The organism is Streptomyces violens, assembly GCF_000717745.1.
In the GTDB taxonomy this organism is placed as follows: domain Bacteria; phylum Actinomycetota; class Actinomycetes; order Streptomycetales; family Streptomycetaceae; genus Streptomyces; species Streptomyces violens.
The window spans coordinates 185,415-208,610 of sequence record NZ_JOBH01000003.1 but is presented as its reverse complement, the minus strand read 5'-3'; the positions used below and the strand labels follow the sequence as shown (position 1 = coordinate 208,610).

Here is a 23,196-nt window from a genome sequence, read left to right as displayed (position 1 = left end):
CGGCGAAGGGGCGCTCAGCTCTCCGCGACCTCGGCGTAGAGCTGGGAGAGCTCGGGCACGCCGCTGTCCGCCCACTCGTGACCGGCCGTCACCACATCGATCTCGCGGCCCGAGGACAGCCGGACGACCGGCTCGCCGCCGGGCCAGATCTTCCAGCGGGCCCCGGGGACCGTGCGCACCAGGACCGTACCGAGGTAGAGGCCCGCGTCGTTGCCCAGCCACGGCGCGACCTCCGGGTCCGACCGCCAGGCGGGCAGCAACTGGTCCAGCGCCTCCAACGAGCCCACGGAATCATCCAGTTCCACCCCCGCGCTCGCGGCCTGCCCGCGCAGCAGATCGCACTCCGAGAGCAGATCGGCGATGCCCTCCGCGTCCTCGTCCCCCGGTGCCGGCGCGGCGGCGGAACGGACCGCTTCCGGATGCTTGCGCCACTTGTCCAGGAAAGACAGGTTCATGGGGTGCAGGGTCCCACTCCCGACCGGATGGCGGCCACAGGCGCGCGGCGCCCCGCGTCATCCGGTCGCCACATCTCCCTTGACGCTCCCCAGCCGTCTCCTTACGTTCATGGCGCTTGTGTCTGATGGACCGGATCATGCTCATCCCCGTGGCGCACCCGCCACCGAAGGAGCCGTCTGATGCGCGTACGACAATGGGGCACAACCGTTCCGCTCGCTCTCACCCTCACGGTCGCGGGCACCGCCGTCCCGGCCGTCGCCGACCAGCAACGCGCCGCGGAGCCACAGCCGTTGGCGAGACTCTTCGACAACAAGGCGGTGAGCGACGACGCCAGATCCGGCGCGGCCGACTTCGACGGCGCCGGCAGCTCCCTGTCGGCGCAGGACCTCGCCGCGGCCGGCTGGACGCCCGGCCGGGCGCTGGACCTCGACGCGACCCGGCTGACCTGGCCGCGCACCACGCCCGGCACGCCCGACAACGTACGGGCCAACGGCCAGGCCGTCCGGCTGGGCGGCACCGGCACCGCGCTGTCCTTCCTGGTCGCCGGGACCGGCGGGGACGCCACCGGCACCGGCACGGTCGAGTACAAGGACGGCTCGCGCAGCACGTACGAGCTGACCGCGCCGGACTGGCGGACCGGTCCCCTCAGTACCAAGGCGGTGGCCCTGCCGCATCTGAACACCGCGGCCGGGCAGCGCGCGGAAACGGTACGCCTGTACGCGGTGACGGTGCCGGTGCGCCCCGGCCGCCAGGTCCGCTCGGTCGTCCTCCCCAAGGACCCGGGCCCCGACCGTGACCTGCACGTCTTCGCCGCGGCGCTGCGCCGGGCCACGCCCGGCTGGACCGGCAGCTGGGCGGCCAGCAGCGCCGGGTACACCAAGGTCGGGCCGTGGCGGGACCAGACGCTGCGGCTGGTGGTGCACGCCGGGGCGGGTGGCCGCCAGGCCCGCGTCCGGCTGGAGAACACCTTCGCGGCCACGCCCGTCGACATCGGCGCGGCGAGCGTCGCGGTGCAGGGGTCGGGCGCCGCGACCAAGGGCAAGCCGGTGCCGCTCACCTTCGGCGGGCAGCGCGGCACCCGTATCCCCGCCGGCGCGCAGGCGTTCAGCGATCCGGTGGACTTCGCCGTACCCGCCGACACCAATCTGCTGGTCAGCTTCCACCTCGCGGGCCCGGTGGGCGCGGCGCCCGTGCACAAGGAGGCGATCCAGCGGTCGTACGTGAGCGCCACCGGCAGTGGTGACCGGACCGGCGACGCGGGCGGCGCCGCCTACACCGGCACCCTCACGACCTGGCCGTTCCTCTCGGGCGTCGATGTCACCGGCGGGCCCGGCTCGATCGTGGCGCTGGGCGACTCGATCACCGACGGCGTGAAGTCGACGCAGGGCGCCAACCGGCGCTGGCCGGACACCCTGGCGCGGCGCTTCCAGAACCAGACCGCGCTGCCCAAGTACGGCGTGATCAACCACGGCATCTCGGCGAACCGCATCGTCACCGACCGCTACAAGGGCGACGGGATCAGCACGGACACCGGCGGCGTCAGCGCCCAGCACCGGCTGGAGCGGGACGTGCTGGCCCAGACCTCGGCCCGTACGGTCGTGGTCTTCGAGGGGATCAACGACGTGCGCTCCGGCACCTCGGCGGCCGAGGTGATCGAGGGCTTGCGGAACATCGCGCGGCGGGCGCACGAGCGGGGCCTGCGGGTGGTGGCCGCGACGGTCGCGCCCTGCGAGGGCTACCCCGACTGCTACCCGGAGGTCGACCAGCGGCGGCAGGCCGTCAACGCCTTCATCCGGAACAGCGGCGGGGCCGTGGACGCCGTACTGGACTTCGACGCGGTGATCCGCGACCCGGAGCGGCCGCAGCGGATGCTGCCCGCCTACGACAGCGGCGACCATCTGCACCCCGGCGACGAGGGGCTCAAGGCGCTCGCGGAGTCGGTGGAACTGCGCAAGCTCGTGCCGTGAGGCGGGGCCGGCCGGGGCTGTGCCCCGGCCGGCGCGCGCGTCACACGTCCAGGTCGACGACCACCGGCGCGTGGTCCGAGGCGCCCTTGCCCTTGCGCTGCTCGCGGTCGACGTAGGCGTCGGAGACCGCCTTGGCGAACGGCTCGTTGCCGTAGACCAGGTCGATGCGCATCCCGCGGTTCTTCGGGAAGCAGAGCTGGCGGTAGTCCCAGTACGTGAAGGGGTGGTCGTACTTCAGGGGGCGCGGCACGACGTCCGTCAGGCCCGCGCCGCGCAGGTCCGCGAGGGCGGCCCGCTCGGCCGGGGTGACATGCGTGGCGCCCTCGAAGGCGGCGGTGTCGTAGACGTCGTCGTCCGTCGGCGCGACGTTGTAGTCACCGAGGACCGCGAACGGGCGGTCGCCCGCCGCGTCGCCCGCGACCGCCGCCTTCAGCGCCTCGAACCACTGGAGCTTGTAGGCGTAGTGCGGGTGCTCGACCTCGCGGCCGTTCGGGACATAGACCGACCAGACGCGGACCGGGCCGCAGGTCGCCGAAATGGCGCGCGGCTCGGCCACGCCGTCGTACGTCGGGTCACCGGGCAGGCCCTCGACCACGTCCGCCAGGCCCACCTTGGACAGCACGGCCACGCCGTTCCACCGGCCCGTGGCGTGCACCGCCGCTTCGTACCCCAGTTCGCGCAGCTCGTCGAAGGGGAACTGCTCCTTGGAGCACTTGGCCTCCTGGATGCACAGCACGTCCGTGCCGGTGGTCTCCAGCCAGGCCAGCAGCCGGGGCAGGCGGGCGGTGATCGAATTGACGTTCCAGGTCGCGATGCGCATGAGTGCCAACCTACCGCCCGCCTGTGACAGTCGCCGTACTCAGCCGAGCGATGCCGCTTGACCAGGGGAAAGACGGCCGTGATCGGTGCCGCCGAGCTGGCCGATCATGCGGTCGTAGATCGGCCGGGCGTGCTCCTGGAGCAGGCTGTCGTGGATGTCGATGGCGTGCCGCGGCTTGACCTCGCGTACGTAGTCGATGACCTCCGCCACCTTGTTCCAGGGGGCGTGCACGGGCAGCAGGAGGGTGTCGACCGGGCGGCCGGGGACGGTGAGCGCGTCGCCGGGGTGGAAGACCGAGCCGTCGACGAAGTACCCGACGTTGGTGATCCGCGGGATGTCGGGGTGGATCACGGCGTGCAGCTGCCCGTGCACCTCCACCTCGAAGCCGGCCGCCGTGAAGGTGTCGCCCTCGCCGACGGTGTGCACCCGGCCCGGGAACGCCGCCGAGATCTGTTCCGCGACCGAGGCGAGCGTCCAGATCTCGGCGGCCGGGTTGGCCTCCATGGCCGCCCGCAGCCGGTCCTCGGCGAAGTGGTCGGGGTGCTCGTGGGTGATCAGGATCGCGTCCGCGCCCACGGCCGCGTCCTGCTCGCTGAAGCCACCGGGATCGATGACCAGCGTCCGCCCGTCCTTGGCCAGCCGGACGCAGGCGTGCGTCTTCTTGGTGAGTTCCAGTTCCATGGGTCCATCCTGCCGCGCGGGGCGGCCCGGACCGGACAGGGCCCGGCCGGGGCCTGTGCTGCTCGGCCGGAGCTCAGTGATCGCTGCCCGAGGACTGGGTGGAGTTGTCGGCGCACTGCTGGTTCTGCGGGGAGGCGAGGACGTTGACGTCCTGCACCGTGACCGGCACCAGGATGCCCACCAGCGATCCGACATTGGCCTTCGCCGGCACCCCGAGGCACAGCTTGTTCAACGTGCCCTGGACCGCCCCGAACTGCGCGCTCAGGTTGCCGTGGGTCGTCGAGTTGCCGAAGGCGGACGCCGCGCCGTTGCCGCTGAGGCTCGTCGGGCCGTCGCCGAGCGCGACGGCGCTGCCGGCTCCGCCGGCGATCGCCGCGGCGGCGAGACTGCAGGCGGTCATGGTGCTACGGATGTACATGGCTCTCTCCACAGGATGACGCTGTGCCAAAGCCAGGAGTACATCCTGCGGCGCGCTGCGTGCGCACCCATTCACCTGATCCGCGGCGTGCCCCGGACAAGCCTTCCATCACCTTGTCTGCCAGGCAGTTCAATCCTCCGGCGTGGTCTCCTCGCGGATGACGCGCTGGGCGATGGTGAAGGCCGCGCCGGCGGCCGGCACGCCGCCGTAGACCGCGGTGTGGATCAGCGTCTCCTTGATCTCCCCGGGGGTGAGACCGTTGCGGAGCGCGGCGCGGACGTGGACGGCCAGGTCGTCGAGGTGGCCGCTGGTGATCAGCGCGGTGAGCGTGATGACGCTGCGGGTGCGGCGGTCCAGGCCCGAGCGGGTCCACACCTCGCCCCAGACGTTGCGGGTCAGGAAGTCCTGGAAGTCGCCGGTGAACTCGTCGGCGGTGGCCTCGGCGCGGTCCACGTGCGCGTCGCCCAGCACCTCGCGGCGGACCTTCATGCCCGCCTCGTAGGAGTCGGTGCCGACCATCTCCGGCTGCTCGGCGGCCGGCTCGATGGCGACGACCGGCGGCTGGGGCTGCGCCTGCTGCGCGGGCTTCGGGGTGAGGACGGGCTTGGGCGGGGTGGCGCCGAGCGCGGCCTGTCCGGCCGGCTTGTCCTGCCAGGCGGTGGAGAAGTGCCGGATGAGCAGCTCGGTGACGGCGGCGGGCTGCTCGACCGGGGCGAGGTGCGAGGTACCGGGCACCAGGGCGAGACCCGCGTCCGGTATGCCCGCGACCAGGGTGCGCGCGTCGGCGGTCGGGGTGATCAGGTCCTCGGAGCCGACGACCACGAGGGTGGGCGCGGAGATCCTGCCGAGCTCATTGCGGATGTCGAAGGCGGCGAGCGCCTCGCAGGCGGCGATGTAGCAGCCGGGGTCGGTGGTGCGCACCATCTGTACGGCCCACTCGACGATGGCGGGCTGGGCGGCGGCGAAGCCGGGCGTGAACCAGCGCTCGGGCGCGGTGCGGGCGATCGGGTCGAGACCGTTGGTACGGATCACCACGCCGCGCTGCCGCCAGGCGTCGGCGGTGCCGAACCGGGGCGAGGCCGAGACCAGCGCGAGCGAGGTGAGGCGCTGGGGGTGGGCGAGCGCGAGCTGGGCACCGACGGCCGAGCCCATGGCGCAGCCGGCGTAGCCGAAGCGGTCGATGCCGAGGCCGTCGAGGGTGGCGATCACCCGCTCGGCGAGCTCGGCGACCGAGGCGGCGGGGTAGGCGGGGGATCCGCCGTGGCCGGGGAGGTCGAAGCGGACAACGCGCCACTGGCGGGTCAGTTCGGGGATCTGCCGGTCCCACATGTGCCAGGTGGTGCCAAGCGAGGCGCCGAGGACAAGTACGGGCGCGTCGTCGGGGCCGTCAATCCGGTGCTGCAGGGTCTTCTCGCTCACCCGGCCACGCTACCCAATCAAACCGCCCACTCCTGACACCCGGGTCAGCAATCGGACACCGCCGTGGCCGGAAGAGTCGGTCATGGTGGTGGATTCGGCTCATAACCGGCTGGCCGGGATCGCCCGCATGTGATCCGGTCGGCATTCTTCATCAGAGTTTCGCCATCGGAACCCGGCCGTCCGCGCCGGGTTCCGGACCGGCACGCCCCATCAGAACCGCGTCAGAACCGCGTCAGAACCGCGTCGTGGACACGATGTACACCACGGGGTGGCCGTCCTCGGCGAAGTCGACCGTGATCCGCTGCGAGGGCCGCGGCGCCTTCTCCTTGTTGACCAGGCCCGCGTAGCCGTCCCCGACCGTGAAGTCCCACTTGACCCGCGCCGCCTGCTTCGGCGTGATCGTCGCGACGTCCTTCCGCAGGTCCTCGCGGGTCTTCCCGTAGTGCGCCAGGAACTGGTCCAGGCCGTCCTGGGACGTGCGGAAGGTCACGTACAGCGAGCTGGTCTTGAAGGAGTTGGTCTCGAAGAACGCGACCGGGTACGAGTAGGACGGTATCGGCACGTCATAGATGCGCCGCTGCACCTTGGAGGGCCAGTGCCAGGTGAGGCCCGCCATGGCCGCCCGCTCCTCCTTCTCCTGACCGCTGTCGCGGCTCTGCGCGGCGGAGAGGGCGAGGTAGCCGGCCGGGATGGCGATCAGCAGGAAGACGACGACGGCGGTGAGCCAGCGGCGCCGGCGGCTCGGCGGGGGTGGGGGCGCGTGCGTCCCGCCGTCGCCCGCCGCGGGGACGTCGTCGTGCGCGTCCCGGTCGGGAGACTCGGAGCGGTCGTGGCGCTCGGGCTGGTCGGTCACGGGTGCCTGTTCCAGGTCGGTCATCGGCGGCCGCTCCGCTCGTAGCGCTCATAGCGCTCGACGCGGCGGCGGTTGGCGCGGCGGAAGCGGCGGGCCACCAGCCGGGCCAGGTCGGCGGCGCCGACCATGCCGGCCTCGGGGCCGAGCTGGGCGCGGGCGATGCGGGCCTCGGGGCGGTAGCCGCGCCCGGTGAGGGTGCGCTTGAAGGCGTCCCGGGCCGGGCCGATGAGCAGGTCGTCGGCGGCGCTGACGCCACCGCCGATGACGAAGCACGAGGGGTCCAGGGCCGCGGCGAGGTTGGCGATGCCCACGCCCAGCCACTGGCCGATCTCCGCGAAGAGCTCGATGCACATCGCGTCGCCCTCGCGGGCCAGCTCGGTGATCAGCGGCCCGGTGATGTCCGGGATGTGCCCGCCGACCCGCTCGATGATGTTGTACGCGACCGGGGAGTCGGCGGCCGCCAGCTCGCGCGCCTCGCGCACCAGCGCGTTGCCGGAGCTGTACTGCTCCCAGCAGCCGCGGTTGCCGCACGGGCAGCGGTGCCCGCCGGGCACGACCTGCATGTGCCCGAACTCACCGGCCACGCCGTACTTGCCGCGCTTGACCTGGCCGTCCTCCAGGATCGCGCCGCCGATGCCGGTACCGAGCGTGATCATCACGAGGTGGTCCTCGTTGCGCCCGGCGCCGAAGCGCCACTCCGCCCAGGCGGCGGTGTTCGCGTCGTTGTCGACCATGACGGGGACCGCGAGACGGCCCGCGAGGCGGTCGCGCAGCGGCTCGTTCCGCCAGTTCAGATGGGGGGCGAAGAGGACGCGGCTGCGGTCGGCGTCGACCCAGCCGGCCGCGCCGATGCCCACGGCGTGCACGTCGTGCCGGTCGGAGAGGTCCAGCACCAGTTCCGTAATGGTGTCCTCGACGACCTTGGGGCTCTTGGACTTGTCCGGCGTCTCGGTGCGGACCTTCTCCAGGATGTTCCCGTCGGCGTCCACGACGCCCGCCATGACCTTCGTGCCGCCGATGTCGATGCCGACGGTGGGCACGCGGGGCGCGCTGAGGTGCGAGCGCCGCTCGCGGGTGCCGACCGTGCGCAGCACGGTGGCCCGCGCCGATCCACGGTGCACCCTGTCCCGGTACGTACTCATGCTCGGCTCGTCTCGTCCCTGTGCGGTCTCGGGAGGCCATGGCCTCGGCTGGCGTCGGGGCGGGCACAGCCCACCCGCCGTGCGATTGTGCATCAAAGCCGCCCCGCGGCGCACCGCAACCCTCTGACCTGTGGCCTTTCTCAAAGTACGGCGATCTCGGGAACCTTTTCCGCTGCGCTCGGGCCGCGTTGACGGGGCCGGGTCCCCGGCCGGCACAGGAGGCCCTGGTCACAAGCGTTTTTCCCGGACCGTGTGCCCCTGACGGCCGAACCCGACGAGCCCCGCGCAGGACTGTGGGTTGTGATGGGAACCGTTGATGTTCCGCCCTCTGTGAGGAGAACGCTATGCGCATCCGTACCGCCGCAGCCGCGGCCATTCTGGCCACCGCCGCTCTCGTCGGTGGCGCCGGCGCCGCCGTTGCCGACTCGGGCGCCCAGGGCAGCAGCAGCCACTCGCCGGGCCTGGTGTCCGGCAACACCATCCAGGTCCCGATCCACGTGCCGCTGAACGTCTGCGGCAACAGCATCGACGTGATCGGGCTGCTGAACCCCGCACACGGGCAGTGCGCCAACAAGTAACGTCGTGGTCCACACCGGTGCCGGCCTCCTTCGGGGGGCCGGCACCCTTCTGTTGACAGCGGGTCAGCGTCCGGCGGACTCCCGGAGCGTGCCGTCCCAGCGCCACGACGTGCGGCGCGGGTGGCCGGGGAGTGCCGTGCGGCCCGTGCACCACAGGAGTACGGACCAGCGGTCGGGCGCGGCCGGGGCGTCGGGGAAGAGCCGGGCCAGCACCCGGTCGCACAGCCCGGCGGGCGGCGTGAAGGGCAGGCCGAGGCCCTCGGCGATGTCGTGCACGTGTACCAGCGTCTCGACGATGCCCATGGCCGCGAAGCCCGCGGCGTCGGACGTGCCGAAGACGTGGAAGGCGCGCTTCTCCGGCGGCGCGGTGCGGACGACGGCCGCCAGCAGGCCGCCGGTCGCCTCCAGTACGTGCAGCAGTCCCGCGGGGCCCGCCTCGCGGTCGGCGAAGACGACGTTCACCGGGCCGTCCGGCCGCTGCCGGGTCCCCGCGAACGGTACGTGCGTGTCCGCCGGCGGGTGCGCCGGGCCGAGCTGGGCGGCGTAGCCGAAGTAGTCGTCGGCGAGGTGCTCGGCGGTCTCCCAGCAGTCCCACTCCAGGGAGCCGGCCCGCGCACTCCAGTCCGCCCCTTCCGCGGCGCGCAGGGCGGTGACCGCGAGCCGCACGGCTTCCTCGACATCGGCTGCGGTGACGGGCCCGGCGGGTGTTCTCTGAAGGGAAGACATGGCGCGGAAGGTAGCAACGGCCGCCCGGCCGGAGCACTCGATTTAGAAGAAGGCCGAAAACCATGGTGGCGCAGGAGGAACGGCGGTACGACGTCGTGGTCGTCGGCGGCGGTGCCGCCGGGCTGAGCGGGGCGCTGGCCCTGGTGCGGGCGCGCCGTTCGGTGCTGGTGATCGACGACGGCCGGCCGCGCAACGTCATGGCGGACCGCACCCACAACTTCCTCACCCGCGACGGCATGCCGCCCGAGGAGCTGCTCGCGGCCGGCCGGGCCGAGGTGGCCGGGTACGGCGGCGAGTTCCTGCCGGGCGAGGCGGTGGCGGCCGAGCCGCAGCAGGGCGGCGGCTTCCGCGTCCTCCTGGCGGCGGGCCCGCCGGTCGCGGCCCGCCGACTGCTGGTGGCGACCGGACTGGTCGACGAGCTGCCCGAGGTGCCGGGGGTGGCGGAGCGGTGGGGGCGGGACGTGCTGCACTGCCCGTACTGCCACGGCTGGGAGGCCCGCGACCGGGCGATCGCGGTGCTCGCCACGGGGCCGCTCGCCTGCCGGCAGGCCCTGATGTGGCGGCAGTGGAGCACGGACGTGACCCTGCTGCTGCACGCCTCGCCGGAGCCCGACGCCGAGGAGTACGAGCGGCTGGCCGCCCGTGGCATCGCCGTGGTGCCGGGGCGGGTGGCGGGTCTGGAGGTGGCGGACGACGCACTGGCCGGCGTGCGGCTGGCGGACGGCCGGCGGGTGCCCTGTCAGGCCCTGGTCGTGGAGCCGCGGTTCACCGCGCGCGCCGGGCTCCTCGCGTCCCTGGGGCTGGCCGCCGAGGCGGAGCGGTCGGACGGGGAGATGGTGGGCAGCTCGGTACAGGCGGCCGGATCCGGGGCCACGGACGTGCCGGGGGTGTGGGTGGCCGGGAACATCACGTCCCTGTCCGACCAGGTCATCGGCGCCGCGGCGGCCGGGGTGCAGGCCGCCCAGGCGATCAACTCGGATCTGGTCGGCGAGGACACCCGACTGGCGGTCGCGGCCCGCCGCGGGCCGGGCTGACGCGCGTACCCCGAAAACGGACCACGCGTGCCTCGACGGCGGGGTCAGCCGGTGTCGAGGCCGTCGATCAGCCGGTCGAGGAACCGGGTGAAGGTGGCTTCCGGGGTGAGGGGGCGGCCGGGCGCGGCGAGGGCCGCGGCGAGCTCCGGGTGGTGGCCGTCGGCGGCGACGGCGGCGAGGTAGCGGGCCTCGGCCGCGGCCCTGCCGGGCGCCTCCGCCGCCGCGGACTGCGCGATCTCGTACCCGACGTGCCCGGCGACGAAGCCGGTGAGCTGGCTGAAGACCTCCAGCTTCGCGGCGCCGTCCAGCCGGGTGGGCCGCAGGGCCGCGAGCGCGCGCTCCAGGAAGGCCAGCGCGTGCGGGCCGAGCGTGCGGCGGGTGGTCAGCGCGGCGGGCAGCCAGGGGTGACGGAGCATCAGGGCGCGCTGGAGGTGGCCGATGGCCTTCAGGTCGGCACGCCAGTCGCCGGTGAGGGGCTCGTCCGCCGGGAGTTCGCCGCTGACGTGGTCGACCATCAGCTCCAGCAGCGTCTCCTTGTCGGGCGCGTAGCTGTAGAGCGACATGACGCCGGCGCCGACCTCGGCGGCGACGCGCCGCATGGTGACCGCGTCCAGCCCCTCGGCGTCCGCGAGCGCGACGGCCGCCGCGGTGATCGCCGCGCGGCTGAAGGCGGGCTTGCGGCCCCGGCCGGTCCGGGCGGTGCCGAGCCAGAGCTGCTGGGGGTCGACGCCGGCTCCGTCATGACTGACCACGTTCTTCGCCTTCCTTCACGTCCGACTATTCTCGTACAGTGTACGGAAATATTGGAGGGGAACGAGGGGGAGAACGTATGACACGGCGACCGCCACTGTCCGCACGGATGATGCGGGCGACCTTCCGCGGCCTCCCGGCCAAGCGGTACGAAGCCGGCTGGGAGCCGGGGCTCGTGGTACCGGCGGCGGACGGCAGCCCCCTGCTGACCGACCACTACTTCCCCCGCGCGGCGGGCGACTTCCCCACCCTGCTCGTGCGCTCGCCCTACGGAAGGGGGCTGCCCTGGTCACCCATGTACGGGATGCTCTTCGCCGAACAGGGCTTCCACGTGGTCCTGCAGAGCTGCCGCGGCACGGGCGGCTCGGGCGGCCGGTTCGACCCGTGGCGCCAGGAGGCCGCCGACGGCCGTGCCACGGTGGCCTGGCTGCGGCAGCAGCCCTGGTTCACCGGCACGCTCGGCACGGTCGGCCCCAGCTACCTGGGGTATGTGCAGTGGGCGCTCGCGCTCGATCCGCCACCGGAGCTCAAGGCGATGGTGATACAGGCCGGACTGCACGATCCGCACGCCTTCTTCCACGCGGGCGGCGCCTTCCACCTGGAGAACGCGCTCGCCGTCGGCGCGGGCATGACGTACCAGCACCAGGGGACGGTGCCCCTCGTCCGCGCGATGCTGCGCCTGAAGCGCCGGCTGCGCGAGATCACCACGGCGCTGCCGCTGCGCAAGGCGTACGTACCGGCGCTCGGGGAGGTGCCCTGGCTGGACGGTGCGATGACGCACCCGGAGGCCGACGACCCGCACTGGCACGGCACGTCCATGGCGGCGGCCGCCGAGCGGCCGGGCGTGCCCATCGCGCTGATCGCCGGGTGGCACGACACGCTGGCCGACCAGACCATTGCGCAGTACCACCGGCTGCGCCGGGCGGGCTGCGCGACCACCCTGCTCGTCGGCCCCTGGACGCACACCTCCGCGATGCAGCAGGGCTGGCCCGAGGTCTTCGCCGAGAGCCTCGGCTCGCTGCGCGCGCATCTGTGCGGCGACCCCGCCGGCCTGCGCCCCACCCCCGTACGCGTGCACGTCGGCGGCGAAGGCGCCTGGCGAGACCTGGACGACTGGCCGCCGGCCCCCGCCACGACCGCCTGGTTCCCCGCCGCGCACGGGACCCTCACCCGGCAGCCCCCGGCGGACTCCGCGCCGCCGGCCTCCGTCCGCTACGACCCGGCCGATCCCACCCCTTCCGTGGGCGGTCCGCTGCTCTCCCCCGGAGCCGGGCCCCGCGACAACGGTGCCTTGGAGGCGCGGAAGGACGTCCTGACGTTCACGAGCCCGCCGCTGACCGAGCCCGTCGAGGTACTCGGCCCGGTCGCCGCGCGGCTGCGGATCTCCACGGACACCGGCCACGCGGACGTCTTCGCCCGGCTGTGCGACGTGGACGCGGAGAACCGCTCCACCAATGTCTGCGACGGGCTGCTCCGGCTGCCGGCCGACGGGCCGGGCCCCTCGACGGTCACCGTACCGATGAGCTCCACCGCCCACCGCTTCGCCGCCGGCCACCGCATCCGCCTCCAGCTCAGCGGCGGCGCGCACCCTCGTTACGCCCGCAACCCGGGCACCGGGGAGCCCGCGGCCGAGGCCACCGCGCTCGTACCGACGCGCATCACCCTGCACGCGGGCTCGGAGCTGTCCCTTCCCACCGGCATCCAGGACTGAGCGTCAGTCCCGTACCTTCAGGACGAGCTTGCCGCTGGTGCGGCCCTGTTCGCCGCGGCGGTGCGCCTCGGCGGCGTGTTCCAGGGGAAGGACGTCCTCCACCTCGGCCTTGACCACGCCCTTGTCGATCAGCTCGGCGATCTTCGTGAGGGCCGCGCCGTCCGGCTCCACGAGGAAGCCGCACGCCCGCAGACCGAGCTGGCGGGCGGTGTCCGCCAGCTCGGGCGCGACACCGGAAGGCACGGCGATCAGCAGACCGCCGGAGCGGAGCGTGCCCAGCGACCGGGTGCTGGTGTCGTCCTTGTCGTCGCCGACCAGGTCGATGACCACATCGACGTCCCGGATCTCGTCCTCGAACCGTACGGCCGTGTAGTCGACCAGCTCGTCGGCGCCCAGCCTGCGCAGCCAGTCGTGCTTGGCGGCGCTCGCGGTGCCGATGACGTGGGCGCCGAGGTGCTTGGCGAGCTGCACGGCGAAGTGGCCGACGCCACCGGCCGCCGCGTGGACCAGCACCCGCTGCCCGGCGGTCACCTGGGCCGCGTCGACCAGCGTCTGCCAGGCGGTGAGCGCGGCCAGCGGCACGGCGGCGGCGTGCTCGTGGTTGAGCAGGGCGGGCTTGCGGGCGAACTGCCGGGAGGGGGCGGTGACGTACTCGGCGTACGCGCCGGCCTCGCGCGGGAACCACGGCATCCCGTACACCTCGTCGCCCACGGCGAGGGTGTGCACGCCAAAGCCGACCGCCTCGACCACGCCGGAGACGTCCCAGCCGACGGTGAACGGCGGATCGCCGAGGACGCCGAGGCCGCCGCTCTGGCGGGTCTTCCAGTCGATCGGGTTCACGCCCGCGGCGTGCACCCGCACCAGCACCTCGGTCGGCAGCGGCTCCGGCCGCGCCACCTCGGACATCCGCAGGACGTCCGGTCCGCCGAGCGCGTCCTGGATGATCGCGCGCATGGTGGTCTCGCCGCTCGGGGCGCTGGTCATGTCGTGCCTCCTGTGCGTGTGGCGTACTCGGCGCGGGCGCGCCGCGGGGTCCGCTGACCCCCGTACCGGCGAAGCTACCGCCGGGGACCGGCGCCCCCGCGGAAGCCGTCCCGCGCGCCGCACCCGTACCCGGCCACCGGCACCCGTACGCCCCGCGGCCGCAGTGCAGGAGTGGCCTCAGCGCAGGAGTGACCTCAGTGCATCGGGTGGCCGCCGAGGTGCTCCGGGCCCTGCGCGCGCTCCAGTTCGTGGCTGAGCTGCTCCAGCTCGCTGCCGCCGGCCATCTGGCGGGTCAGCTCCTCCAGGGCGATCTCCGACTTGAGGTGGCTGCCGGCCATCGTGCCGCGCTTGAGGAGGACGAAGCGGTCGCCGACGAGGTAGGCGTGGTGCGGGTTGTGGGTGATCAGCACGACGCCGAGGCCCGCGTCCCGGGCGGCGGCGACGTACTTGAGGACCACGCCGGACTGCTTGACGCCGAGCGCCGCGGTCGGCTCGTCCAGTACCAGGACCTTCGCGCCGAAGTAGACGGCGCGGGCAATGGCCACACACTGCCGCTCGCCGCCGGAGAGGGTGCCGATCGGCTGGTCCACGTCGCGCAGGTCGATGCCCATCCGCAGCAGCTCGGAGCGGGTGATCTCGCGCATCGCGCGGGCGTCGAGGTGCTTGAAGGGGCCGAACCCCTTCGTCGGCTCGGAGCCGAGGAAGAAGTTCCGCCAGACCGGCATCAGGGGGACGACGGCGAGGTCCTGGTAGACGGTGGCGATGCCGCGGTCCAGGGCCTCGCGCGGGGAGGAGAGCCGGGCCTCCTCGCCCTCGATCGTGAAGGAGCCGGCGTCGTGCTGGTGCAGCCCCGCGATGATCTTGATGAGGGTGGACTTGCCGGCGCCGTTGTCGCCGAGCACGCAGGAGATCTCCCCCGCGTGCACCTCCAGCGAGACCCCTTCCAGGGCCTTGACGTTGCCGTAGTACTTGCTGACGTCGCTCAGCTCGACGAGCGGCGTGCCCGCTTCGGTGCGCGGCTCACGGTCGGTCGCGGTACTCATTTGCTCGCCTCCGCGCGCTTGCGTACCCAGGCGTTCAGCAGCGTGGCGAGCAGCAGCATCGCGCCGAGGAAGAACTTGTACCAGTCCGGGTTCCACTGGGCGTACACGATGCCCTTGCTGGTCATGCCGAAGATGAAGGCGCCGACGGCGGCGCCGATCGCCGAGCCGTAGCCGCCGGTCATCAGGCAGCCGCCGACGGCCGCCGCGATGATGTAGAGGAACTCGTTGCCGACGCCGTCGCCGGACTGGATCGCGTCGTAGGAGAACAGCAGGTGCTGGCCGGAGATCCAGGCGGCGAAGGCGACGCCCATGTACAGGCCGATCTTGGTCTTGATGACCGGGACGCCGACCGCGCGGGCCGCGTCCGCGTTGCCGCCCACCGCGAAGATCCAGTTGCCGACGCGGGTGCGCAGCAGGATCCAGGTGGCCAGCGCGATCAGTGCGATCCACCACAGGATGGTGACCTGGATGTCCACGCCGCCGATCGTGAGGTGGGAGGCGAAGAGCACCCGGGCCGACTCGAAGCCTTCCATGTCGGCGATGGACTTCGTGGAGACCGTGCCGCTGATCAGCTTGGTGAAACCGAGGTTCAGGCCGGTCAGCATGAAGAACGTGCCGAGCGTGATGATGAAGCTGGGCAGCTTCGTCCGGGTCAGCAGGAAGCCGTTGAAGACCCCGATGGCGAGGGTGACCAGCAGGGACACCCCGACGCCCACCCAGGTGTTCGCCGTCATCTGGTAGCTGAACATCGAGGAGATCAGCGCCGAGCTGACGACCATCACGCCGGCCGACAGATCGAACTCGCCGCCGATCATCAGCAGCGCGACCGGTACGGCCATGATGCCGATCGTCGAGGACGCGTACAGCACCGTCGAGAGGCTGTCCGCCTGCAGGAAGGTGTCGGCCGCGAAGGAGAAGAACAGGAAGACGGCGATCGCGCCGACCACCGCGCCCAGCTCGGGGCGGCCCATCAGGCGGCGGGCGAGCGAGCGGTGCACAAGACGCTCGTCCGGGCCCTCGGTCGGCTTCGTGGGTTGCGGTTCCGCAGGCGGTGCGGCGGTGCTCATCGGGTCCCCCGCTTCGTGTATTCGGCCAGCGCGCCGGCGTCCTTCTTGGTGACCACCTGGGGTCCGGTGAGGACGGGACGGCCGCCGCCGAGGACGTCGGAGTTGTACTTGTACAGCCAGAGCAGGTCCACCGCCTGGTAGCCCTGGAGGTAGGGCTGCTGGTCGACGGCGAAGCCGAGCGAGCCGTCCCGCAGCCCGTCGGCGACCTGCGCGTTCAGGTCGAAGGTGTCGATCTCGGCCTTGCTGTTCGCCTGGTCCTTGGCCTTCGCGGCGGTGGCGGCGAAGGGTGCGCCGAGCGTGACCACGGAGTCGATCTTCGGATCGGCCTGGAGCTGGGACTCGATGGAGGACTGCACGTCGGGCATGTTCGTGCCCTCGACGTACAGCTTCTTCATCGTGCCCTCGAAGGTCTTCTGCGCGCCGTCGCAGCGCTGCTCGTGACCGACGTTGCCCTGCTCGTGCAGGACGCACAGGGCCTTCTTCTTGTGGCGCTTGTTCAGCTCCTCGCCGACCGCCTCGCCGGCGATCGACTCGTCCTGGCCGACGTGGGTGAGCGCGCCGTACTTCTCGGAGACCTCGGAGCCGGAGTTCACGGTGATCACCGGGATGCCGGCCTTCTCGGCCTTGGCCAGTGCGCCCTTCATGGCGTCCGGCTTGGCGAGCGTGACGATCAGCCCGTCGACCTTCTGGTCGATGTAGGACTGGACGAGCTGCGCCTGCCGGCTGCCCTCCTTGTCGTGCCCGTAGACGAACTTGATGTTGTCCTTGGCGGCGGCCTGCTTGGCACCGTTCTGCACGATGTCCCAGAAGGTGTCGCCGTCGCCCGAGTGGCTGACCATGGCGAAGGTCCACTTCGGGGTGTTCACGGCCGCCCGGCCGCCGGCCACCTGCGCCTCGCGCGCCTCCTCGGCCCGCTTGCCGCCGGTGGCGCTGCAGCCCGCCAGGGCCAGGCCGAGCACCCCTGCCAGCACGGCGCCCAGCGCGCGTGCCCCTGTCCGAACCCTTGCCACGAGGTCGTGCCCTTCTCGTTGGATCGCTGAATCGATGGGATCCTGCGGATCTCACTGTCCGTAGTCATTCCGTGGGCCCGACGGATCGGGCCCAACCGCCAAGTATCCGTTATGCGTGCTGGTCCCGGGGTCAGCGGGTCCCGCGAGCGGTGTACTTCTCCAGCTCCGGCACGTCCTTGCCGGTGACGACCGCCGGGCCGGTGAGCACCGGGCGGCCGCCGCCCAGTACGTTCGCATTGGTCCGGTTCAGCCAGAGCAGATCGACCGCTTCGTACCCCTGGAGGTAGGGCTGCTGGTCGACGGCGAAGGTGATGTCCTTCGCCTTGAGGCTCTTCACCACGGCGGCGTTCAGGTCGAAGGTCGCGATCTGCGCGGCGCTGCCGGCCTGCTCCCGGGCCTTGACCGAGATGGCCGCCATGGGTGCGCCGAGCGTGACGATCGCGTCGATGCTCTTGTCCGACTGGAGCTTCGCCTCGATGGAGGACTGCGAGGACGGCGCGTTCGTCCCGTCGACGTTGAGATTCTCGACCGTACCGTCGAAAGCTTTCTTCACCCCGGCGCAGCGGTCCTCCAGGGAGACGTTGCCCTGCTCGTGGATGACGCAGAGCGCCTTCTCGCGGCCGCGCTCGGTCAGCTCGTCGCCGACCGCTTGGCCCGCGACGGTCTCGTCCTGGCCGATGTGGGTGAGGGCGCCGTACTGGCGGGAGTACTCGCCGCCGGAGTTGATGGTGATCACCGGGATCCCGGCCTTCACGGCTGCCCGGACCGCCGACTGCAGGGCCTGCGGCTTGGCGAGCGTCACGATCAGCCCGTCGACCTTCTGGTCGGTCATGCTGCGGACCAGCTCGGCCTGGCGCGACCCCTCCTTGTCATTGGCGTAGAGAAATTTCACGTTGTCCTTCTTCGCCGCCTGCTCGGCGCCGGTCTGGACGATGTCCCAGAAGGTGTCGCCCTCGCCGGAGTGACTGACCATGCCGATGGTCATGCGGGGCGTGCCGGCGGCCTTCCCGGAGGCACCGGACGCGGCGTCCTCCTCGGACTGCTTGCCGCCGGAGCCGCTGCAGCCGGCGGCGAGGGCGAGCGCTGCCAGGACCGCCGCGACGGCGCGGACTTTTCGTACGGTACGCATCGTGGACCGCCTTCGCTCCCCCGCCGCCCGGTTGCGGCTGGAGGAGTTCTAGCGGCGCGTGACGAGCCGCGTCAATGGTTTGTCAGAACATTCGTACGCGCCGGGGCCGAGACTGCGCCGGACTCAGGGCCGCACGAGGAGCTGGAACTCGAAGGCGTAGCGCGAGGCGCGGTAGACGTGCGAGCCGAATTCGACGGCGCGGCCCGTGTCGTCGAACGTCGTGCGCTGCATCGTGAGCAGCGGGGCGCCCTCCTCCTCGGCCAGCCGCTCGGCCTCCGCCGCGTCGGCGACCCGCGCGCCGACCGCCTGCCGGGCGCTGTGCAGGGTGATCCCGGCGTTGCGCATCAGGCGGTACAGGCCGGTGCTCTCCAGCTGTGCGGTCTCCAGCTCGATCAGCCCGAGCGGGAGGTGATTGCGCAGGTGGGCCATGGGCTCGCCGTGCGTGAGCCGGAGCCGCTCGACGAGCGCGACCTCCTCGCCCTCGGCGACGCCGAGCGCCGCGGCGACCTCGGCGGTGGCCTCGGTGGTGGTGTTCAGCAGTACCTTCGTGGCCGGCTTCTGGCCGGCCGCCTCCAGGTCGTCGTAGAGGCTGCTCAGCTCCAGCGGACGCTTGACCTGGCTGTGCACGACCTGGGTGCCGATGCCGCGGCGGCGGACGAGCAGTCCCTTGTCCACCAGCGACTGGATGGCCTGCCGGACGGTCGGCCGGGACAGGCCCAGCCGTCCCGCGAGCTCGATCTCGTTGCCGAGCAGGCTGCCCGGGGCCAGCTTGCCGGTCTCGATCGCGGCCTCCAGCTGCTGGGACAGCTGGAAGTACAGCGGGACCGGGCTGCTCCGGTCGACGCTGAACTGGACAGGGCCCTCGGCGCCCTCGGTGACTGCTTCGTGTTTCCCCACGCGGCCGAGCGTATCCGCCCATCCTCATGACGGGAAGTCCAGAGGTCACATTGTCCGGACATTATGTACTGGCATTACTTCGGAGCCTGTCCGTTCAGCGCCATCACCGTGCCCTGGGCCACCGCGCACAGCGTCTCCGTACCGTCGCCGTCGGTCACCATGAGGTCGCAGCGGCAGACCGCCTGTCGGCGCCCCGCGTGCACCACCTCGGCCCGCGCCCGCAGCAGCCGCCCGCGCGCCGGGCGCAGGTACTGGATCGAGAAACCGCCGGTCACGATCGCCGGACCCAGCGCCGTCCCGGCCGCGAAGGTGAGCGCGTTGTCGGCCGCGTACGAGAGCACCCCGCCGTGCAGGAAGCCGTGCTGCTGCTCCAGTTCGGCGCGTACGTCCAGCTCCAGCGTCGCGCCGCCGTCGCCGTACGCCGTGATCCGCGCGCCCAGCAGAGCGCTGAACGGCTGCGCGGCGAGCGACTGCCGGGCCCTTTCGAGATCGAGCCCGATGGTGGTGGTGTCCTCGGCCATGGTGGGCGCCTCCCCGTTCCGTGTTCGCTCGGCGGCCCAACGGTACGTTTCTGCACCGGCGTACGGCAGCCCGCCCGCCCCTGACCCCTGGTCAGGCGCCGCTTCGGCGCGCCCCGATCGGGAGAAACGGGTGGCCACAGGGTGCACAGACGGCACAATGGGCGGATGCCGGAGTACGCCGAACTGCAACTGTCCGACCGCACGTTGGTCCGCCTCGCCCTCGCCCCCGTCGGGACGCCCGCGCCCGCCGTGCCCGCCGCCCGTCCGGATCTGCCCGACGGGGCCGGCACCGTCGAGCCCGTGGGCCGGGCCCGCGAGCGGGTGGCCGCGCTCGCCGGGGACGGGCTGCGCGCGGTGCTCAGCCCGCTCGGGCCCCTGCTCCAGGAGGTGCACGACTCCGTCGTACGCACGGAGAATCCGCCGCAGGAGCTGTCCGTGGAGTTCGGCGTGCAGATCGGGCAGGACCTCAAGCTCGGCATCGCCGGGGGCAGCACGCAGGCCGCCATGAAGATCACCGCGAGCTGGCAGCTGCCGGACACCGCATCCCAGGAGGGCTGAGTGCGGTGGTTCGGCGCCGGCGCCGAGGGCACCGGTGAGGACGCGACGCCGGACGAGCGGGCCGGGCTGGTCACGGTGTACGGGACGGACTTCGCCCCGGCGGACGGCGGACAGCCGCCCGTGCCGCCCCCGTCCGCCGTCCGTCCCTTCGCCGCCACCCCGCTCGGCGGCGGCGCGCTCGGCACGTACGACCCGAGTCCCCTCGCGGCGGCGCCCAGCAGCGGCGTCCGCACGGTCGGCGCCGGCGTCTGCCTCACCCCGCGGCACGTCCTCACTTGCGCCCACGTCGTCAACCTCGCGGCCGGCCGGGACCGGCTGGAGCACTCCCACCCCGGCGCGGTGGAGCTGACGGTGGGCTTCCCCGGCGCCACGCACGACGCCCGCGGCACCGCCCGGCTGACCCACTGGATACCGCCGCGGGACGAGCAGTTCCCCGAGCGGCACTCCCCCGTGCCGCCCGGCGCCCGGCGCTGGCGCGGCGACCTCGCCGTACTGGAGCTGACCGGCGATCCGCCGCCCGGCGTCACCCCGCCCCGCTGGACCGCCATGACCGGCGACCGGACCGTCCGCGCCCGCTACGGCACCGGCGACCCCGAGCACACCGCGTACGGCCGGATCGTCTCCTGCGAGGGCGGCATCGGCTATGTGCACGGGCGGCCCACCGGCGCGGCGATCCGCGGCGGTTACAGCGGCGGCCCGGTCTGGTCGGTGGACGACCACCGCGCGGTCGGGCTGGTCGCCGCCATGGTCACGCACGGGACCGGGCCCTACGATCCCGCCATGACCACCCGGCTGAGCTGGTCGTTCTCCTGGCAGGTCATCAAGGAGGAGCTGATCGCCGCGGGCGCCCGCGCGCTGCTCGCGGACTGCGCGGACCCGGTACCGCAGCAGCGCACCCCCGACCGGCTCCGCGAGGACCTGCGGGTACTGCTGGACCGCGCGCTGCCCGACGAGGCACACGTCCGCAAGCACGCGGCGCGCTTCGCCGAGCGGTGCCGGCTGCCGCACCCCGAGGACGGCTCGCTGCCCACCCTGGAGGAGTGGACGGAGGTCCTGCTGACCGTCGACCGGGCGGTGCCCGCGCTCGCCGAGGTCCTCGCGCCGTACGACCCGGCGAACGCCCGCGCGCTGCGCGACCTGGCCCGGCTCACCCCGCGCCTGACGGACCGCTGGATGTCCCCCTGGGAGGAGCAGGCGCTGCTGCAACTGCTCGGCACGCTCCCCGACGACGTCCGGCGGCGGGTCCCCGAGGCCACCCGCAGCGCGTTCCCGTATCCGCTGCCGGACGAGGTGGTGGACGGTACGGGGCTCAGCGACCCGAAGGTCTTCGCCGCGTACGCGCGGCACTGGGTGACCGCGCTGGAGAGCCGCGCGGGCGACGGGCGGCAGGTGCCGGCGGGTACACCGGGCGTACCGGCGCTGCTGCGCGCGGTGGAGTTCGTCGCGGCGCTCGGCAGCCCGCTCGCCCAGCGCACCGAACTGCGGCTGTGGAACGAGCGGATGGCGGGCCACCTCGGCATCGACGCAGCCACCCTCGCCGACCGGCGCGCCGACGCCGACCAGTGGGCGCAGTCCGCGGTGAGCGCACCGCCGCGGCTGGTCGTGGAGCTGACCGGCGGCACGGGCCACGGCCGCACCCGCCGGTACGACGTGGGGTTCTGGACGGATGTGGGCGACGGCCGGCTGCAGCCCGCGGCCGGTGCGGGCGCCGACCCGCTGTCCCCGGCCGAGATCGTCAAGGTGCTGCACAAGCACCTGGACCGGCTGGCCGGCGCCTCGGTCGGGCAGGCCTGGCCGGCCGTCGAACTGATCGTGGAACACGGCGATCTGGAGATCGACCTGGACTCCCTGGACGCCGCGGGCGAGGGACCGCTGCCGCCCAAGGTCGTCGGCACCCGCTATCCGATGGTGCTGCGCTGCCCCAGCATCCGGCGGCTGGCCGACAGCGACGGCGTGTGGCGGCGCCGGTGGCGGGCGCTGGGCAAGAAGGGCGCGGTGCGGCTGGACGCGGCGCACGACGACCCGGGCCGGGTGGCCGGGCTGCTCGACGAGGACCTGGACGCGTCCGTCGTGGTGATCGGCACCCCGCACGGCACCCGCGCCAGGACCGCCACATGGTGCCTGGCCTGCGGGGTACCGGTACTGCTGTGGGACCGCGGGGAGCACGCGGCCGACAGCGGCCGGCTCTTCGCGCTCGACCCGCCCTCGCGGGTGCACCAACTGCCCGAAGCCGTACGGGAGTACCGGGCCAAGGCCCGCCGCTCCCCCGACGAGCACCGTGCCCGTCCGGTCCTGGTGTGGGACGATCCGGGCCGCCCACTGCCGCTGACCGCGCAGCTGACCGACCCTTCCGAGCGAGCGGAACTGTAGGAAGTCCAGGGAGCCATGAGCACCGAGAACGCACCCGCCGACCCCCGCGAGGCCCCGGACGCCGCCGTCCCCGGCCCCGGAAGACCCGCCGACGACCGCGGCACCGGCGGCGCGGACGGCTGGCGGCTCTTCCGCGGCGACGGCCGGGCCCGCCGGCCCGCGATGCCCGAGGCGCCGCCCTGGCGCCGCTTCGGGCACGCGCGCAGGGAGACATCCGCCGCCGGGCCGGGCGGCGGCCCGTATCTGATCGGCCCGGAGCAGGCCGACGTGGTGAGCGCCGCGCTGCACCTGCGCCGCCCGCTGCTGGTCACCGGCCATCCCGGCACGGGCAAGTCCTCGCTCGCGCAGGCCATCGCGCACGAGCTGTCGCTCGGCCGGGTGCTGCACTGGCCGGTCAACAGCCGCGCCACGCTGCAGGACGCGCTGTACCGGTACGACGCGGTGGGCCGGCTGCGCGAGGCGTCGCTCCGCCGCGACCGGGACGAACCGGAGCCGCACATCGGTACGTTCGTCCGGCTCGGGCCGCTCGGCACCGCCCTCGCGCCCCGCGACCGGCCGCGCGTGCTGCTCGTCGACGAGCTGGACAAGGGCGATGTGGACCTGCCCAACGACCTGCTCGCGGTCTTCGAGAGCGGCGAGTTCGAGATCCCGGAGCTGGCCCGGCTGCCCGAGGACCAGGCCGATGTGGACGTGCTCACCGCCGATCCGGGCGCGACCGAGCCGGTGCACCGCGGCCGGGTCCGCTGCCGGGAGTTCCCGGTCGTGGTGATCACCAGCAACGGTGAGCGGGACTTCCCGCCCGCCTTCCTGCGCCGCTGCGTCCGCCTCGACCTGCCCGACCCGGACGAGACCCGGCTGCGCGAGATCATCGCGGCCCACCTCGGCCCGGACATCCTGCCCGAGGTCGACGACCTGCTCACCGCGTTCCTGAACCGCCGCGCGCTCGGCGAACTGGCCACCGACCAGCTGCTGAACGCCGTCTTCCTGCGCGCGGGCGGCGTGGACATCGACGCCGAGGCGGTACGCAAGGCCGTGCTGCACCGGCTCGGCGGGACGGTGTAA

Annotated in this window: 23 protein-coding genes; 7 read left to right on the top strand and 16 right to left on the bottom strand. The window is 73.0% G+C overall.

Annotated elements, in window-relative coordinates; all coding sequences use genetic code 11:
* Window positions 1-14: 14 nt before the first annotated feature.
* The gene (locus IF04_RS0107520; RefSeq protein WP_030252711.1) at window positions 15-455 is read right to left on the bottom strand and encodes a DUF6278 family protein; all 441 of its coding nucleotides are present in this window, start codon (window positions 453-455) and stop codon (window positions 15-17) included.
* A 180-nt stretch (window positions 456-635) separates the two neighbouring features.
* Between IF04_RS0107520 and IF04_RS0107515 the strand changes: the two genes are divergently transcribed.
* Entirely contained in the window at window positions 636-2,423 is a 1,788-nt protein-coding gene (locus tag IF04_RS0107515; RefSeq protein WP_030252710.1) for an SGNH/GDSL hydrolase family protein, read from the top strand.
* A 40-nt stretch (window positions 2,424-2,463) separates the two neighbouring features.
* Here IF04_RS0107515 and IF04_RS0107510 read toward each other — a convergent pair whose 3' ends face one another.
* From IF04_RS0107510 to IF04_RS0107485, 6 genes are all read right to left on the bottom strand, one after another.
* A complete protein-coding gene (locus tag IF04_RS0107510; protein WP_030252709.1) occupies window positions 2,464-3,243 on the bottom strand; it encodes an exodeoxyribonuclease III in 780 nt (259 codons plus the stop codon).
* A 39-nt stretch (window positions 3,244-3,282) separates the two neighbouring features.
* Window positions 3,283-3,918, bottom strand: a complete 636-nt coding sequence (locus IF04_RS0107505; RefSeq protein WP_030252708.1) for an MBL fold metallo-hydrolase — start codon at window positions 3,916-3,918, stop codon at window positions 3,283-3,285.
* 79 nt (window positions 3,919-3,997) lie between these two features.
* Entirely contained in the window at window positions 3,998-4,342 is a 345-nt protein-coding gene (locus IF04_RS0107500; RefSeq protein WP_051830832.1) for a rodlin, read from the bottom strand.
* Between the two features lie 129 nt (window positions 4,343-4,471).
* Window positions 4,472-5,761, bottom strand: a complete 1,290-nt coding sequence (pcaDC, locus tag IF04_RS0107495; RefSeq protein WP_030252704.1) for a bifunctional 3-oxoadipate enol-lactonase/4-carboxymuconolactone decarboxylase PcaDC — start codon at window positions 5,759-5,761, stop codon at window positions 4,472-4,474.
* 232 nt (window positions 5,762-5,993) lie between these two features.
* Window positions 5,994-6,638 (bottom strand): hypothetical protein, encoded by a 645-nt coding sequence (locus IF04_RS0107490; protein ID WP_245654314.1) that lies wholly within the window; start codon window positions 6,636-6,638, stop codon window positions 5,994-5,996.
* Entirely contained in the window at window positions 6,635-7,756 is a 1,122-nt protein-coding gene (locus tag IF04_RS0107485; RefSeq protein WP_030252699.1) for an ROK family glucokinase, read from the bottom strand. Before IF04_RS0107485 ends, IF04_RS0107490 begins: the two co-directional genes overlap by 4 nt.
* Before the next feature lie 344 nt (window positions 7,757-8,100).
* On the opposite strand from IF04_RS0107485, the gene IF04_RS0107480 reads away from it, so the two are divergent.
* Window positions 8,101-8,334 carry a chaplin gene (locus IF04_RS0107480; protein WP_051830827.1) on the top strand — a complete coding sequence of 78 codons (234 nt, stop codon included), beginning with the start codon at window positions 8,101-8,103 and terminating at the stop codon, window positions 8,332-8,334.
* A gap of 63 nt (window positions 8,335-8,397) precedes the next feature.
* On the opposite strand, the gene IF04_RS0107475 is transcribed toward IF04_RS0107480, so the two are convergent.
* On the bottom strand, window positions 8,398-9,060 hold the full coding sequence (locus IF04_RS0107475) for a hypothetical protein (protein WP_030252693.1): 663 nt from the start codon (window positions 9,058-9,060) through the stop codon (window positions 8,398-8,400).
* A gap of 62 nt (window positions 9,061-9,122) precedes the next feature.
* Here IF04_RS0107475 and IF04_RS0107470 point away from each other — a divergent pair, with 62 nt between their 5' ends.
* Entirely contained in the window at window positions 9,123-10,094 is a 972-nt protein-coding gene (locus tag IF04_RS0107470) for an NAD(P)/FAD-dependent oxidoreductase (protein WP_030252690.1), read from the top strand.
* A 44-nt stretch (window positions 10,095-10,138) separates the two neighbouring features.
* Here IF04_RS0107470 and IF04_RS0107465 read toward each other — a convergent pair whose 3' ends face one another.
* The gene (locus tag IF04_RS0107465; protein WP_030252688.1) at window positions 10,139-10,846 is read right to left on the bottom strand and encodes a TetR/AcrR family transcriptional regulator; all 708 of its coding nucleotides are present in this window, start codon (window positions 10,844-10,846) and stop codon (window positions 10,139-10,141) included.
* A 77-nt stretch (window positions 10,847-10,923) separates the two neighbouring features.
* On the opposite strand from IF04_RS0107465, the gene IF04_RS0107460 reads away from it, so the two are divergent.
* A complete protein-coding gene (locus IF04_RS0107460) occupies window positions 10,924-12,555 on the top strand; it encodes a CocE/NonD family hydrolase (protein WP_051830825.1) in 1,632 nt (543 codons plus the stop codon).
* 3 nt (window positions 12,556-12,558) lie between these two features.
* Here IF04_RS0107460 and IF04_RS0107455 read toward each other — a convergent pair whose 3' ends face one another.
* From IF04_RS0107455 to IF04_RS0107425, 7 genes are all read right to left on the bottom strand, one after another.
* Window positions 12,559-13,539: an NADP-dependent oxidoreductase gene (locus tag IF04_RS0107455; protein ID WP_030252683.1), complete on the bottom strand. Its 981-nt coding sequence runs from the start codon at window positions 13,537-13,539 to the stop codon at window positions 12,559-12,561.
* A gap of 194 nt (window positions 13,540-13,733) precedes the next feature.
* Complete coding sequence (locus IF04_RS0107450) at window positions 13,734-14,582, bottom strand: ATP-binding cassette domain-containing protein (protein ID WP_030252681.1); 849 nt, start codon at window positions 14,580-14,582, stop codon at window positions 13,734-13,736.
* Window positions 14,579-15,649, bottom strand: a complete 1,071-nt coding sequence (locus IF04_RS0107445; RefSeq protein WP_030252679.1) for an ABC transporter permease — start codon at window positions 15,647-15,649, stop codon at window positions 14,579-14,581. Before IF04_RS0107445 ends, IF04_RS0107450 begins: the two co-directional genes overlap by 4 nt.
* A complete protein-coding gene (locus tag IF04_RS0107440; protein ID WP_030252677.1) occupies window positions 15,646-16,659 on the bottom strand; it encodes a sugar ABC transporter substrate-binding protein in 1,014 nt (337 codons plus the stop codon). The genes IF04_RS0107445 and IF04_RS0107440 overlap by 4 nt, the downstream gene beginning before the upstream one ends.
* Before the next feature lie 130 nt (window positions 16,660-16,789).
* A complete protein-coding gene (locus tag IF04_RS0107435; protein WP_030252675.1) occupies window positions 16,790-17,788 on the bottom strand; it encodes a sugar ABC transporter substrate-binding protein in 999 nt (332 codons plus the stop codon).
* 123 nt (window positions 17,789-17,911) lie between these two features.
* Complete coding sequence (locus IF04_RS0107430; protein WP_037958608.1) at window positions 17,912-18,685, bottom strand: GntR family transcriptional regulator; 774 nt, start codon at window positions 18,683-18,685, stop codon at window positions 17,912-17,914.
* Window positions 18,686-18,759: 74 nt separating this feature from the next.
* Window positions 18,760-19,206 (bottom strand): PaaI family thioesterase, encoded by a 447-nt coding sequence (locus IF04_RS0107425; RefSeq protein ID WP_030252671.1) that lies wholly within the window; start codon window positions 19,204-19,206, stop codon window positions 18,760-18,762.
* Window positions 19,207-19,371: 165 nt separating this feature from the next.
* On the opposite strand from IF04_RS0107425, the gene IF04_RS0107420 reads away from it, so the two are divergent.
* The 3 genes from IF04_RS0107420 to IF04_RS0107410 all read left to right on the top strand — a co-directional run bounded on the left by IF04_RS0107420 (window position 19,372) and on the right by IF04_RS0107410 (window position 23,196).
* Window positions 19,372-19,764, top strand: a complete 393-nt coding sequence (locus IF04_RS0107420; protein WP_030252669.1) for a CU044_2847 family protein — start codon at window positions 19,372-19,374, stop codon at window positions 19,762-19,764.
* A complete protein-coding gene (locus IF04_RS0107415; protein WP_030252667.1) occupies window positions 19,765-22,134 on the top strand; it encodes a VMAP-C domain-containing protein in 2,370 nt (789 codons plus the stop codon).
* A gap of 162 nt (window positions 22,135-22,296) precedes the next feature.
* Window positions 22,297-23,196 carry an AAA family ATPase gene (locus tag IF04_RS0107410; RefSeq protein ID WP_051830902.1) on the top strand — a complete coding sequence of 300 codons (900 nt, stop codon included), beginning with the start codon at window positions 22,297-22,299 and terminating at the stop codon, window positions 23,194-23,196.